This is a genomic window from Rhizobium acidisoli, assembly GCF_002531755.2.
In the GTDB taxonomy this organism is placed as follows: Bacteria; Pseudomonadota; Alphaproteobacteria; order Rhizobiales; family Rhizobiaceae; genus Rhizobium; species Rhizobium acidisoli.
Map to the genome: position 1 here is coordinate 2,066,998 of NZ_CP034998.1, position 14,304 is coordinate 2,081,301.

The window sequence follows — 14,304 nt, forward strand, 5'->3', positions numbered from 1 at the left end:
ACCCCGAGGGGGAGGACATACCCGAGGGTCCCATCAACAACGGAGGAAATACAATGAAAATTGCGCGCACCATGCTCGCGTCTGCTGCCCTGCTCGGCCTCACGCTCGGCCCCGTACACGCAGCCGAACTGAAGAAGCTCGGCTTGGCCGTTGCCAACCTTCAGGCAAACTTCTTCAACCAGATCAAGCAATCGGTCGAAGCCGAAGCCAAGAAGCGCGGCATCGAAGTCGTCACGGTCGACGCAAAGGGCGACGGGCCGACCCAGGTCAACCAGATCCAGGATCTGCTGACCCAGAAAATCGACGCGCTGATCTACATTCCGGCCGGTGCGGCCGCTGCGACCGTTCCCGTCAAGCTCGCAAAGAGCGCCGGCATCCCGGTCGTAAACGTCGACCGCAACGCCGACGGAGCACCGGGCGATACATTCCTTGCGACCGATTCCGTCGCCTCTGCCAAGGCGGTATGCGACTACATCCTCAAGGAAGCCGGCGGCAAGGGTAAGATGGTGATCATCCACGGCCAGAAGGGCACGACGCCGGAAGTCGATCGCTCGAAGGGCTGCGCTGAATCCCTGAAGGCATATCCTGATGTGAAGGTTGTCGCCGAGCAGTTCTCCAACATCTGGAGCCAGGACGAAGGCTTCCAGATCATGCAGAACATGCTGCAGGCAAACCCGGATGTTTCGATCGTCTTCGCACAGGCCGACGGTCTCGCACTCGGCGCCGCGCAGGCGATCAAGGTCGCCAATCCGTCGCAGAAGATCGTCGTTGGCGGCTTCGATGGCGATACCGCGGCGCTTGAAGCCCTCAGCAAGGGTGTCTTCAACGTCACTGCGACGCAGCAGACGCAGAAAATGGGCCGCGACGCGGTTGAAAATGCCGCCAAGCTTGTCGCCGGAGAAAAGGTGCCCCCGGTCCAGCTCCTGGATGCCACGCTGACAACCAAGGAAAACGTCGCAGGCTTCATCGCCAACCATCCCTAAAGCATGTCGCGCAAAAGTGTGCCGCGGTTTTGCGGCAACGACATGCGTAGATTCAAAGTGTTAAAGCGTCCTTTGTGCGTCCGAAAGGACGCACGGCGCTCTAACGAAACCGACGTCTTGAGGAGGTGTGCGATGACTGATCCAGTTCTTTCCCTGAGGGGCATATCCAAGTGGTATGGGCCGCTCCAGGTGCTGAAGGATGTCAGCTTGGACGTTTATCCGGGCGAAGTGGTTGCACTTCTCGGTGAAAACGGAGCGGGCAAGTCGACGCTGTCGGGCATCATTGCCGGGTCACGCACGCCCTCCGAAGGATCAATGACATGGCTGGGGCAGCCTTATGCCCCGGCCACCCCAAGGGAAGCCATCGACAAGGGCGTTGTCCTGATCCATCAGGAGCTTCAGCTTCTGCCGCAGCTATCGATCGCGGAAAACGTCTTCATCGGACGCTGGCCGATGAAGAACGGTGTCGTCGACCGTGCCCAGATGGTTCGTCGGGCCCAGGACCAGCTCGCGCGCTTGAACCTTCATATCCCGGCAACGCGAACGGTCGCCGGCCTTTCCACAGCAAATCAGCAGCTCATCGAAATCGCCAAGGCGCTGGCTCTCAACGCAAAGCTCCTGATCCTCGATGAGCCGACAGCCGCCCTTGGCGGCGCGGAGACCGAAGCTCTCTTCGAACAGGTTCGCAAGCTCCGCTCGGAGGGCGTGGGCATCGTCTACATTTCCCACCGCATGGAAGAGATCAAACAGATAACCAACCGGATCGTCGTTCTTCGCGACGGGGAACGGGTGCAGGAATTCTCGGACAGCGCGACCCCGGTGCGAACGATTGTCGAGAGCATGGTTGGACGCCCGCTCGACCGCTTGTTCCCCACCCTGCCCGTTCCGACAGACCGTCCGGTCCTCCAGGTGTCCGGGCTGAGTTCGCCGGACAATTCGTTCCGGGACGTAACCTTCGAGGTGCGGGCCGGAGAAATTCTCGGGATCGCCGGTTTGGTCGGCGCCGGCCGCACCGAACTGGTGCGCGCGATTTCGGGCGCCGATCCGATCAGTGCCGGTTCGATCACGCTGGAAGGCGAGGAACTCAGGCTGCGCGATCCGGCGGACGCGATCGCCAAGGGCATTGTGATGGTTCCGGAAGACCGCAAGGAACAGGGCCTGGTCGTCGGGCACCGGATCAGCGAGAACATTATCTACGCTAATCTCGACAAACTGGGCGGCGGTTGGATTACGCCGAGCGTCAAGCGCTCGTTTGCGCAAAAGGCAGTTGCCAAGTTCGGCGTCAAGGGCCGTGCCGAGCAGTATGCTTCCGACCTTTCTGGCGGCAACCAGCAGAAGGTCGTGATCGCAAAGTGGCTCATGCGTGATCCCAAGGTCGTCGTGCTCGACGAACCGACGAGAGGCATCGATGTCGGCGCTCGCGCAGGCATCTACGACATCATCGTCAATCTTGCCAAACAGGGCGTGGCGGTCATCGTCGTAAGCTCGGACCTCGAGGAAGTTCTCGGAGTCTCCAACCGCATTCTCGTGCTTGCCCAAGGCAAGCAGGCGGGAATCCTCAATCGTGACCAGGCAAATGACGTCTCGGTCATGGAGCTAGCTACCATCTAAAGCAATTCCAGCAAAAGTGTGCAGCGGTTTTGCGCCAGGAATTGCGTGAAAGAAAACAGAAAGAGAAAGGAAGAGCGGTGTCCGACATCACTCTGAACGCCCCAAAGCTTTTCGATCTCAGCGGCCAGGTTGCCATCGTCACCGGGGCCGGAAGCGGCATCGGGCAGCGCATTGCCATCGGCCTTGCCCAATGCGGCGCCGACGTGGCCCTGCTCGACCGTCGAACCGACGACGGATTGGCCAGGACGGCCGAACATATCAGCGCCGCCGGCCGCCGCTCGATCCAGATCGCGGCTGACGTTACGAACAAATCTTCGCTTGGCGATGCGGTCGCACGCACCGAAGCCGATCTCGGCGCCTTGACGCTTGCCGTCAACGCTGCAGGCATCGCGAACGCGAACCCGGCGGAGGAGATGGAGGAGGACCAATATCAGACGTTGATGGATATCAACCTGAAAGGCATCTTCCTTTCCTGCCAGGCCGAGGCTCGCGCCATGCTTAAGAACGGACGCGGCTCCATCGTCAACATTGCTTCCATGTCGGGCGTGATCGTCAACCGGGGGCTGAACCAGGCGCATTACAACGCCTCCAAGGCGGGCGTCATCCATATGTCGAAGTCGTTGGCCATGGAATGGGTCGGCCGCGGCATTCGCGTCAACACCATTTCCCCCGGCTACACGGCGACGCCCATGAATACCCGTCCGGAGATGGTCCACCAGACCAAGCTCTTCGAAGAGCAAACGCCGATGCAGCGCATGGCTGATGTCGACGAGATGGTCGGTCCGGCGGTGTTCCTGCTGTCGAATGCAGCAAGCTTCGTGACCGGCGTCGATCTTCTCGTCGACGGTGGTTTCTGCTGCTGGTGAGCCGATGAGGCGTTCACCGCGGACAAGTCGAAATGAACGGTCTCGCTTCCTCCCTGGCTGAGATCGAGGCTGAAGGGAGCAACGGGCCAGACGGCGTGCGATATCGTCGTCTGCCCGCCCTTCACGCCGATCGGACAAGCTGTCGCTTGAACTCGAATAATGATCGCAGGGCAGGTCTCGCCCGGATTTGCTGCTTACCGATGGATACCGGAAGGAAAGAGCATGAAACGCTTTGAGCAAAAGACTGTCGTCATTACCGGGGCTAGCCGCGGCATCGGGGCGGCGATCGCCAGGCGGTTTGCGAAAGAAGGCGCCAACCTCGTCGTCTCCGCCAACGAGGACCTGGTCCACGCCGTTGCCGAACAAATCCGGGCCGAAGGCGGCAAGGCGATCTCTTTCATCGGCGACGTCACCGACAAGGCGAGTGTCATCGCCCTCTATGATGCTGCCGAGAAGGAATTCGGCGCTGTCGACGTCTCAATCCAGAATGCCGGCGTCATCACCATCGCCCGTGTCGAGGACCTGACCGAGAACGAGTGGGACAAGGTCATGGCCGTCAACACCAAGGGCGTATTCCTCTGCGCCCAGGAGGCGATATCGCGCATGCGCAAGCACAAGCGCGGCGGCCGCATCATCAACACTGCCTCCGGCCAGGCCCGCGACGGCTTCATTTTCACGCCGCATTATGCCGCCTCGAAAATGGGCGTGGTCGGCATTACCCAGAGCCTTGCCAAGGAAGTCGCGACCGAGAAGATCACCGTCAACGCCTTCTGCCCCGGCATCATCGAAACCGACATGTGGGCCTATAACGACCAGGCCTGGGGCAAACTGCTGGGCAACTACGCCCCCGGCGAGCTGATGAAGGAATGGGTCGAAGGCATCCCGATGAAACGCGCCGGCTCCGGCGAAGACGTCGCCGGCCTGGTCACCTTCCTCGCCAGCGACGACGCCGCCTACATCACCGGCCAGACGATCAATGTCGATGGTGGGTTGATTATGTCGTAGGCGGGCTTGGGATGGCACTGAAATTGGACGAAACCCTGACGTCATTTGCCTTTCGCTTGCCGCTCGTCGCTGCCGCTCCTCACCCCCTCATCTGCCCTACGGGCATCTTCTCCCCGCTGGGGCGAAGGGGGAGCAAGACGCACGGTGGCCACACCTATCGCAACGTCTCAGATGGAGCGAGGCGCCGCCGCGATTCCGCTTCTCCCCAGCGGGGGTCCGAAGGACGGGTCGAGACCCGTGGCTCGACCCCGGTCGATGCCGGCAGGCAGATGAGGGGCCCGCACGGCACATCTTTCATTGCCTGGGCAAAATGCCCTCTCACCAACCCTACGTCCGGCTGATCGAAACCCCGCCATCCGCCAGCATCGCCGTCCCCGTCACGAAGCTCGCCATATCCGACGCCAGGAACAGCGCCGCATTGGCGATCTCCTCCGGCTGGGCCATGCGCTTCAGCGCATGCAGTCCCTCGACGAAGGCGAGCACTTCTGCCGTCGCATCCGGCGCATTGGTGATGCTGGCCGGCGTGTCGGTGCCGCCCGGCAGCAGGGCGTTGACGCGGATATTCTGCCGCCCCAGTTCGGCGGCGAGCACCTGCACGAAGCCGATCAGCCCCGCCTTACTCGCAGCATAGGCGGCCATGCCCGGCATGCCGGCGGTGTGGCCGACGAAGGTGGAGGTGAAGATCAGCGACCCGCCGCCGTTTTTCATCGCTGCCGACTGATGTTTGGCGCCGAGGAAGGCGGCGGTCAGATTGGTCTCGATCGTCTCGCGCCAGCCCTCCGGCGACATCTCCGCCACCGGCCCCATCTCGCCGAGAATGCCGGCATTGTTGAAGCCGATGTCGAGCCCGCCGAAGCGTGAGACAGCCGTTTCACAAAGCCTTGCCTGCAACGCCTCGTCCCTGACGTCGCCCGATAGGGCGACGGCCTGCCCGCCCTCCGCCTCGATTTCGGCAACGACGGCGTCGAGCGCCTCTTGTCGCCTCCCGGTGACCACGAGTTTGGCGCCCTCCCGTGCAAAGAGTTTCGCCGCGGCGCGGCCGATGCCGGAGCTTGCGCCGGTGATGATCGCGACCTTATCGTTCAGAAGTGTCATGTCCGTTTCTCCTCAGTTGTCGAGGCATCCGGAATCTCAAACATCGGGCGCTGCAGCCACCCGTTTCCCGCGCGGGCAAACGAATACCGCCGACAGCCGATGTTTTCGACCAACGATCAGCCCCCAGCAGCGGGGGGCAAAAACCTCGATCGCCGCATCGGAAATAGCGAAATTCGCGTTGCAAAACGCCACCTTGCCGGATCTGCCACATCCGCACCTGCCGCTGCGTCAGGACCATTGTGCGCTGCATCATCGATTTATCCCGGGTGTGACATTCATCCGATTCCCTTCATGTATCTTCCCGACTAAGAAGGGACGCACAGGTAAGGGAATCTCTTCATGCCACGGTCACGCAATACTGAGGGCGCCATCTATATGAGCATGGCGATGGCCGGGTTTTCCGCGAGCGACGCTCTCTCCAAATCGGTGATCGCCTACATGAACGCCGGCGAAATCATGTGCCTGCGCGGCCTCTTCACCAGCCTGCTCGTCTATCTGATCGCCTGGAAAATGGGCGCTCTGCGCTCCTGGCGCGTGGTGCTGAAGCCGATCATCATCCTCCGCATCGTCTGCGAGATGTTTTCCGCCGTCACCTATATCACCGCGCTCGGCATGATGCCGATCGCCAATGCCTCGGCGATCCTGCAGTCGCTGCCGCTGGTCGTCACCTTCGGCGCTGCGCTGTTCTTCAACGAGCCGGTCGGCTGGCGGCGCTGGTCGGCGATCCTCGTCGGCCTGGTCGGCGTGATGATCATCATTCGCCCCGGGCCGGAAGGGTTCACCGCCGCCGCCCTGCTCTGCGTCGCCGCGGTGCTGACGACGGCCGGCCGCGATCTCGCCACCCGCTCGATCGATCCGGAGATTCCCTCGCTGATGATCACCGTCATCACCGCCATCTCCATCTCCTTTTTCGGCGCTTTGCTCATTCCGGTGCTCGGCGGCTGGCAGCCGGTCAGCGCCACGTCGCTCGGCCATCTCCTGCTTGCCTCGGTGCTGGTGCTCGTCGGCTACCAGTCGGTCATCCTCGCCATGCGCACCGGCGAAATTTCCTTCGTCGCGCCTTTCCGCTATACCAGCCTGATCTTTTCCTCGCTGCTCGGTTTTTTCTTCTTTGCCGAAGTGCCGGACAGCTGGATGCTCGTGGGCGCTGCGATCGTCATCGCTTCCGGCCTCTATACGTTCTATCGTGAGGCCAAGCGCCGTGTGCCGCCGATCGCGCAGGAATCTGCGCCGCGCTCACCGGTTTGAGGCAGGATGATGACTGAATTCTCTATCGGCAGATCCGAAATAGCAGGGGTCGTACTGGCCGGAGGCCGCTCGCAGCGCATGGGCCGCGACAAGGCGGGCGCAATGCTCGGGGCCGAAAGCCTGCTCCGCCATGTGCTGACTCGCCTCTCGCAGCAAGTCCTTCCCGTTGCCGTCAATGCCGATGCCGCCGCCGAGGATGTGCCGGTGATCCCCGACCGTTTTCGCGGCAAGGCCGGGCCATTGGCCGGCATCCATGCGGCGATGGTCTATGCTGCCGGCCTTCCTGGGATCACCCATGTCGTCACCGTCTCGGTGGATTGCCCGTTCTTCCCGGCCGATCTCGTCGCCCGGCTGGCGGCAGCGCTCGAACGCCAGTCGCAGATCGCCATCGCCGCCTCCGAAGGCCGCAGCCATCCCGTCTTCGGTCTCTGGCCGGTGACACTCGCCGCCGATCTCGAAGCTTGGATGGTCACCGACGAAAAGCGCCGCGTGCGCGACTTCCTGTTGCGGCATGACGTTACGGAAGTAACGTTTCCGCTGCATCCGACTCGCGCCAGCCTGCTCGATCCTTTTTTCAACATCAATACGCCGGATGATCTCGCCGAAGCCGAACGCTGGCTGGAGGCCCTTCGCGCATGACCGCACCCAAAATCTTCGGCATCGCCGGCTGGAAGAACTCGGGCAAAACCGGGCTCGCCGTCCGGCTGGTGACGGAGTTCACCCGCCGCGGCTATAGGATCTCGACGATCAAGCATGCCCATCATGATTTCGATATCGACAAGGTCGGCGCCGACAGCTACCGCCACCGCGAGGCCGGCGCCCATGAGGTCACCATCGTCTCCGGCACCCGCTACGCCATCATGCATGAGTTGCGCGGGGCGCCCGAACCTGAATTCGAGGAGATCCTTGCGCGCCTTGCCCCCTGCGATCTCGTGCTGATCGAAGGCTACAAGCGCGAGCCGATCCCGAAGATCGAGGCCCGCCGCCTGGAGGCCGCCAACCGCCAGCCGCTGGCGCCGAGCGATCCCCATATCTGCGCCATCGCCGCCGACCACGCCGTGACGGATACGGCCCTGCCGGTCTTCGATCTAGACGACACAGGCGCCATCGCCGATTTCATCGCCGGCATCGTCGGTCTCGAGACGCCCCGCCCCTGAGCCGCTTATCCGGCTATCGAACCTGAGAGGCGGATTCGCTTCGCCTGCCACCGCCTTAGCGATTTCCCTGGCAAGCTGGTCCTGGTTATAGGGTTTCGCCAGTCTCGGTAGATCGATGTCGGTGCCGGCGGGAAGATCGGCATAGCCGGTCGCCAGCACGATCGGCAGCGCCGGATGAATGGCCCGCGCCGCCTCGGCGAGCTGTGCGCCTGTCATGCCGGGCATCGAATAGTCGGTGATCATCAGATCGAAATGCTGGCCGCTCCCGATCAGCTCGAGCGCCTGCGCGCCGGAATTTGCCTCGACGACCTCGTGGCCGAGATCTTCGAGCATGTCGACCGAACTCATGGCGATCAAGGCGTCGTCGTCGACCAGAAGGATCTTCAGTCGGGATGCAGCCTGCGGTGTGGAGAGCACAGCCTCAGCCGGCCGCTCGGCGCGCTGTTCGGTCGCCGGAAGCCACAATTCGGCGGTCGTCCCTACGCCAAGTTCGCTTGTCAGAACAAGCGCGCCATTGAGCTGAACGGCAAGTCCATGGATCATCGAAAGGCCGAGGCCAGTACCCTTTCCGAGTTCCTTGGTCGAGAAAAACGGATCGACGGCCTTCTTCAGCGTCTCGGCATCCATGCCCGTGCCGCTGTCGGCCACCGCCAACACGAGATAGGCTCCCTCACCGAGATCGCCGTCATTGCCGACAACCTGCTCCTCGCGTAGCGAAATCGACAACATTCCGCCATCCGGCATCGCATCGCGGGCATTGACCGCAAGGTTGAGCAGCGCCAGTTCGAGCTGGTTCGCATCGACCAGCGCCGGCGGCAATTTCGCCGGCAAGGTGGTCTCGATACTGATCGAGGATCCGACCGAGCGCCGCAGCAAGTCGTTCATCCCGGAGACCAGATCGGCCAGATCGACGGGCTTGACCTGCAGATCCTGCTGTCTGGCAAAGGCAAGCAAACGCTGTGTCAGCGCCGCCCCTCGGCGCGCGCCCTGAAGCGCCCCGTCGACCAGCCGCATCGCCTTGCCATCTCCGGCAAAATGTTTGCCGAGCAGCTCCAGATTTCCGAGAACCACCATCAACAGATTGTTGAAGTCGTGGGCAACGCCGCCCGTAAGTTGACCGATCGCTTCCATTTTCTGGGATTGGCGGAGCTGCTCTTCGGCTCTCTCACGCTGGGCGACCTCTTCAAGCAACGTCTGGTGGGCAGCGTTGACTTCCCTGGTCCTTTCCCTGACGCGCTCCTCGAGATTCTCGTTGAGCCGTCTCAGATTCTCCTCAATGGTCTTGCGAACAGTGGTATCGGAGCAGACCCCGACAAGCTTCCGCGCAGAGCCATATCTGTCGGCATAAAGCTGGGCATGAACCTCGGTCCAATGCTCTGATCCATCCGGCCAGATCGTTCTATGCTCGATCGAATAATCGCGTCCCGTATCGATCGTCTGGCGAAGGCGTGTCAGCACAAGGTCGCGATCGTCAGGGTGGATGCTGGCGATCAGATCATCACGCGTCACCTCAACGTCCGGCTCTCGACCGAAGACAGCTTTGCAGGTCGCCGATGCAGACAAGGCCATCGAGGATAGTTCCAGCTCCCACGCCCCGAGACGGCCGGCCGCAAGTGCTGTCTGCAACCGCCGCTCTCCCTCGCCCAAAGCCTCCAGCCGGGCGCGCGCTTCATACTGGCGCAGGCGCCCCCTTAATGCAGTCCGCGCAACGCTGATGAAGGACGTCGCATGGAAGGGCCTCTCTAGAAAGGTCACATTGCCAAGGATTTCGGAAAGCTTGGCGGCGGCAGGGTTTCGTTCAGGTCCCCCGCCGCGCTGGGTCAGGACGATGAATGGCAGGTCGGACCAACTCGGTTGGGCGGCAACCCAGGCAGCAATCGGTCTTAGGTCATTTCCGCGGACGGCCTCTTCGGTCAGGACGCCGACCGCGATTTCCTCATCGAGTGACGCGGCGAACTGCCTCAGATCGGCAACGGCCATCGAAGGTAATCCGGTCTGATCGGTCAATGATGCGGCGACCTGTGCGTCGCGTCCGGCCGGTGCGTAGATCAAAGCCTTCGGGTTCGGGAAATTAGGAATTGCCGCCGTCCTTGTTGTCGGTTGGCAAAAGCGGCGCGGATGCTGCGATGAATTCGGGAACCCCGCGGAGCACCCCCTGGAACCCGACGAGAGGATCTCCGAACCGCAAGCCGGTCGCATCGATACGATACTCTCGTATCGTGTCCTCGTGGAAGCCGGTCCTCTTCTTGATCACCGAGACCGCCCGCCGCACCTTTCCCGCAGCTTCGAAGTAGCGCAGCAGAATGACGGTATCGGCGAGATAGGTGACGTCGACGGGCGCCTTCATGTCACCGACCAGTCCGTGCTGGGCAACGGTGAGAAAGGTGTTGGCTCCTTGCCTGTTCAGATATTGCAGCAGTTCGTGCATATGCAAGACCAACGAATTCTCGTCCGGCATTGAAGCCTGGTAGCCGTTGATGCTGTCGATAATCACGGTCTTCGCCCCCGATCTGTCGACGGAAGTACAGACGCGATGGGCAAATTCACCGGGTGACAGCTCGGCGGCATCAAGCTGCTCGATGTGCACCAAACCTTCATCCCTCAGAGCCTCGATATCCATGCCGAGCTGTTTCAGGCGTGTGAACAACAAGCCGAGCTCTTCGTCAAAAATAAAAACCGCCACCTTTTCGCCGCGTGCGACGGCCGCCATCACAAATTGAAAAGAAAAGGTGCTCTTGCCTGTGCCGGCAGGACCGAGGATCAGCGTACTCGACCCTCGTTCAAGCCCGCCGCCCAGAAGCAAGTCCAGCCCGGCAATGCCGCTGGCAAGCTGGTCGCGGACATAACTCGACCTGTGTTCGGCGGCGACGAGGCGCGGAAACACGACGACACCGCCGGTTTGGATGGTGAAATCATGGTATCCGCCGCGGAAAGCCTGTCCGCGAAATTTCGTCACCCTCAAGCGTCGGCGTTCGGCGCCGTAACTCGGCGCCAGCTCGTCGAGATGGATGACTCCGTGCACGACGCTATGCACCGTCTTGTCGAGGGTGTCAGATGTCAGATCGTCGAGCAGAAGGACGGTTGCACCTTGTCGGGCAAAATAATGTTTGAGCGCAAGGATCTGCCGGCGGTAGCGTAGCGAGCTTTGCGCGAGCAGCCTTATTTCGGACAGGCTGTCGAGAACGACCCGGCTCGGCCTGATCCGCTCGAAAGCTGCGAAAATTTCCTTTGTGGTCTCTCCGAGTTCGAGATCCGACGAGTAAAGCAAACTCTGCTGCTGCTCGGCGTCCAGCAGACTTTCCGGAGGCACGACCTCGAACACCTCGATATTGCCGTCGATCACCATTCCGTGTGAGGCGGCCCCGGCGCGCAGTTCACTTTCGGTCTCCGAAAGGGTGATATAGAGTCCCCGTTCGCCGAGCCGCGCACCTTCAATCAGGAACTGCAACGCAATCGTGGTCTTCCCCGCCCCCGGATTTCCCTCCAGCAGAAAGACGTGGCCCGTGGAAAGTCCCCCCGCCAGAATTGTGTCCAAACCGGACACTCCGGTCCGGGCTTTCGTGGCAGGCAGTGCAGTATTCATTCATTGTTTCCTTCAGTTTCAGGTGTGAATTAGTGGCGAATGATGGAATGTCAAATCGCCGGCGCAGCATGTTTTCACTCCAGCCAAGTGTCTGCCGGAGTATTTTAACAAGTGCTGGCGTGGATGCCCGCTCGTTGACGCGATCTGGGAATATCGGCCGCTATTCTCGATAGCGAAGCGCATCGACGACGAGGACGAAGGCCGCCGAGGCGTGCCGGCGGCTCGGATAGTAGAGATGATAGCCCGGAAACGCCGGGCACCAGTCTTCGAGCACGCGCACCAGCCGTCCCTCGGCAAGATGCGCCTGTACGACATCTTCAGGCAGATACGCCAGCCCCGCCCCGGCGAGCGCCGCGTTCAGCCTGAGTGCAATATTGTTGAAGATCAATTGTCCCTCGACACGCACCTTCAACTCGTGCCCATCCCGCTCAAACTCCCAGGCGTAGACGCCGCCATAAGTCGGCAGGCGCAAGTTGATGCAGTTGTGATCGGTGAGATCCTGCGGCGTCAGCGGCTTCGTCCGTCTTTCGAAATAGCCGGGAGCGGCGACCACAGCCATGCGCATGTCGGGGCCGATACGGACCGCAATCATATCCTTGGCCACCTGCTCCCCCAGTCGCACACCCGCATCGTAGCGTTCGGCGACGATGTCGGTCAGGCCGTAATCGACGATGATCTCGACATTGATATCGGGATAATCAGGCAGGAGCTTTTCCAAGGCGGGCCAGAGGATGGCATCGCATGCTCGCCGGCATTGATGCGAATGCTGCCGGCCGGCTTTTCCCGAAACGCGCTCAAGGCGACGAGCTCAGTCTCGATCTCATCGAGCCGCGGGCCGATGGTGAGAAGCAGGCGTTCACCCGCCTCCGTCGGCGAGACGCTCCGCGTCGTGCGCGTCAGCAATCGCAACCCGAGCCGCTCCTCGAGCCCGTGGATCGTATGGCTGAGCGCCGATTGCGACACACCGAGCTTCGCCGCCGCCTTCGTGAAGTTTTTTGCACGGGCAACGGCAAGGAAGGCGATCAGGTCATTGACGGCAGGACGCGGCATTTATGAAACTTTCTCATAAGTTCGTGCCAGAACTACCATCTAATCACGGCCAAAGGCACGCGCTAAATATCCTGTCATCTGAGGACGAAGACATCCGCCGCGCGCGGACGAACGCCCTCAACTCTCCGACAGGAAAGAACGATCATGGAAATCAAGCGAAGCGGCTCGCAGCCCTCGGCCAAAGGACCGGCAGACTGGTTCACCGGCGCGGTGCGCGTCGATCCTCTTTTTCAGGTGACCGACCCGGCCCGCGCGGCTGGCGCCAGCGTCACTTTCGAGCCCGGCGCCCGAACCGCCTGGCACACCCATCCGCTCGGCCAGACGCTGATCGTCACATCCGGTTGCGGCCGGGTGCAGCGCGAAGCTGGGCCTGTCGAGGAGATCCGCGCTGGCGACGTCGTCTGGTTCTCCCCCGGTGAACGCCATTGGCATGGCGCATCGCCGACGACGGCAATGACCCATATCGCCATCCAGGAACAGCTCGACGGCAAGGTGGTCGACTGGATGGAGCATGTCACTGACAGCGAGTACCAAGCTTAGAAAGGAAAAGGCGATGCATAAGCGTGAACTCGGAAAGAGCGGTCTCGAAGTCTCGGCCATCGGTCTCGGCTGCATGGGGCTAAGTTATGGATATGGCCCAGCGACAGATATCCAGGAAGCCGTCGCGCTGATCCGGCAGGCGGTCGAACGTGGTGTGACCTTCTTCGACACCGCCGAGGCCTACGGCCCCTATAGAAACGAAGAGCTTTTGGGAGAAGCACTTGCTCCCTTTCGCAGCGAGGTAGTGATCGCCACCAAATTCGGCTTCAACTTCGATGCCAATGGCGGCCAGAGTGGCATGAACAGCCGGCCCGAGCAGATCCGGGCAGTTGCCGACCAGGCGTTGAAGCGCTTGAAGACCGATGTCATCGATCTGTTCTACCAGCATCGCGTCGATCCGGATGTTCCGATCGAGGACGTCGCTGGCACGGTCAAGGCGCTGATTTCAGAAGGCAAGGTGAAGCATTTCGGCCTCTCGGAAGCCGGCGCCAAGACGATCCGCCGCGCCCATGCCGTTCAGCCGGTGGCGGCGCTGCAGAGCGAATATTCGCTCTGGTGGCGCGAGCCCGAGCAGGATATCCTGCCGGTGCTCGAAGAACTCGGCATCGGCTTCGTGCCGTTCAGCCCGCTCGGCAAGGGCTTCCTGACCGGCGCGATTAACGAGACGACCAGCTTCGACAGCAAAGACTTCCGCAACATCGTGCCGCGCTTTTCGCCAGAAGCGCGAAAGGCCAACCAAGCGCTCGTCGATCGCCTCGCGGAGATCGCCGCACGCAAGCAGGCGACCTCCGCCCAAGTGGCGCTCGCCTGGCTGCTGGCGCAAAAGCCCTGGATCGTGCCGATCCCCGGGACCACAAAGCTGCATCGCCTGGAGCAGAACATCCGGGCCGCCGAGGTTGAACTGACCGCGGAGGATCTCGGCAATATCGAAAGCGCGCTCGCCACCATCAAGGTGGAAGGCGATCGATATCCCGCGCATCTGCAGGCAAGGGTTAATCGCTGAGAATAGATGCGGCCGTAACCATGAACGGTCGCTTCTTCATTGATCCCATCACCGTCTCGGCGCCGGCGCGTTCTGGAAAGCCGGAATTGTCTCAGGTCTGCCGACAATCTCCGTAATATAAGGCCCGCGGCGAGATCGAAGATCTGCGGCGGCCACCGGGAAT

General features: G+C 61.6%; 12 protein-coding genes and 1 pseudogene. 9 read left to right on the forward strand and 4 right to left on the reverse strand.

All coding sequences use genetic code 11. The annotated features are described in order from the left end of the window. Nucleotides 1-53: 53 nt before the first annotated feature. The 4 genes from CO657_RS10230 (at nucleotide 54) to CO657_RS10245 (ending at nucleotide 4,465) form a co-directional block, all read left to right on the forward strand. Complete coding sequence (locus CO657_RS10230) at nucleotides 54-983, forward strand: sugar ABC transporter substrate-binding protein (RefSeq protein ID WP_054182984.1); 930 nt, start codon at nucleotides 54-56, stop codon at nucleotides 981-983. Between the two features lie 132 nt (nucleotides 984-1,115). Beyond that, nucleotides 1,116-2,594 (forward strand): sugar ABC transporter ATP-binding protein, encoded by a 1,479-nt coding sequence (locus CO657_RS10235; protein ID WP_054182983.1) that lies wholly within the window; start codon nucleotides 1,116-1,118, stop codon nucleotides 2,592-2,594. Nucleotides 2,595-2,671: 77 nt separating this feature from the next. Further along, a complete protein-coding gene (locus CO657_RS10240) occupies nucleotides 2,672-3,460 on the forward strand; it encodes an SDR family oxidoreductase (RefSeq protein ID WP_003594163.1) in 789 nt (262 codons plus the stop codon). Nucleotides 3,461-3,682: 222 nt separating this feature from the next. Further along, complete coding sequence (locus CO657_RS10245) at nucleotides 3,683-4,465, forward strand: glucose 1-dehydrogenase (protein ID WP_054182982.1); 783 nt, start codon at nucleotides 3,683-3,685, stop codon at nucleotides 4,463-4,465. Nucleotides 4,466-4,792: 327 nt separating this feature from the next. Here CO657_RS10245 and CO657_RS10250 read toward each other — a convergent pair whose 3' ends face one another. Continuing rightward, entirely contained in the window at nucleotides 4,793-5,560 is a 768-nt protein-coding gene (locus tag CO657_RS10250; RefSeq protein ID WP_012557894.1) for an SDR family oxidoreductase, read from the reverse strand. A gap of 339 nt (nucleotides 5,561-5,899) precedes the next feature. On the opposite strand from CO657_RS10250, the gene CO657_RS10255 reads away from it, so the two are divergent. From CO657_RS10255 to mobB, 3 genes are read left to right on the forward strand one after another with little or no spacing between them, the layout of a single operon-like run. Further along, a complete protein-coding gene (locus tag CO657_RS10255) occupies nucleotides 5,900-6,808 on the forward strand; it encodes a DMT family transporter (protein ID WP_012557895.1) in 909 nt (302 codons plus the stop codon). A 9-nt stretch (nucleotides 6,809-6,817) separates the two neighbouring features. Further along, nucleotides 6,818-7,447: a molybdenum cofactor guanylyltransferase MobA gene (gene mobA, locus CO657_RS10260; RefSeq protein ID WP_012557896.1), complete on the forward strand. Its 630-nt coding sequence runs from the start codon at nucleotides 6,818-6,820 to the stop codon at nucleotides 7,445-7,447. Then, entirely contained in the window at nucleotides 7,444-7,965 is a 522-nt protein-coding gene (gene mobB / locus CO657_RS10265) for a molybdopterin-guanine dinucleotide biosynthesis protein B (RefSeq protein WP_012557897.1), read from the forward strand. The genes mobA and mobB overlap by 4 nt, the downstream gene beginning before the upstream one ends. Here the strand turns inward: mobB and CO657_RS10270 are convergent. The 3 genes and pseudogenes from CO657_RS10270 to CO657_RS10280 all read right to left on the reverse strand — a co-directional run bounded on the left by CO657_RS10270 (nucleotide 7,897) and on the right by CO657_RS10280 (nucleotide 12,598). After that, nucleotides 7,897-10,044: an ATP-binding protein gene (locus CO657_RS10270; protein ID WP_197283888.1), complete on the reverse strand. Its 2,148-nt coding sequence runs from the start codon at nucleotides 10,042-10,044 to the stop codon at nucleotides 7,897-7,899. The two genes, mobB and CO657_RS10270, sit on opposite strands and share 69 nt — an antisense overlap. Then, nucleotides 10,037-11,548, reverse strand: a complete 1,512-nt coding sequence (locus CO657_RS10275; protein ID WP_054182981.1) for an ATPase domain-containing protein — start codon at nucleotides 11,546-11,548, stop codon at nucleotides 10,037-10,039. The genes CO657_RS10270 and CO657_RS10275 overlap by 8 nt, the downstream gene beginning before the upstream one ends. Before the next feature lie 160 nt (nucleotides 11,549-11,708). Next, nucleotides 11,709-12,598: pseudogene (locus tag CO657_RS10280) on the reverse strand (LysR family transcriptional regulator). Nucleotides 12,599-12,742: 144 nt separating this feature from the next. Between CO657_RS10280 and CO657_RS10285 the strand changes: the two are divergent. Continuing rightward, a complete protein-coding gene (locus tag CO657_RS10285; protein WP_054182980.1) occupies nucleotides 12,743-13,138 on the forward strand; it encodes a (R)-mandelonitrile lyase in 396 nt (131 codons plus the stop codon). Nucleotides 13,139-13,151: 13 nt separating this feature from the next. Next, nucleotides 13,152-14,141: an aldo/keto reductase gene (locus CO657_RS10290; RefSeq protein WP_054182979.1), complete on the forward strand. Its 990-nt coding sequence runs from the start codon at nucleotides 13,152-13,154 to the stop codon at nucleotides 14,139-14,141. Nucleotides 14,142-14,304: the final 163 nt, after the last annotated feature.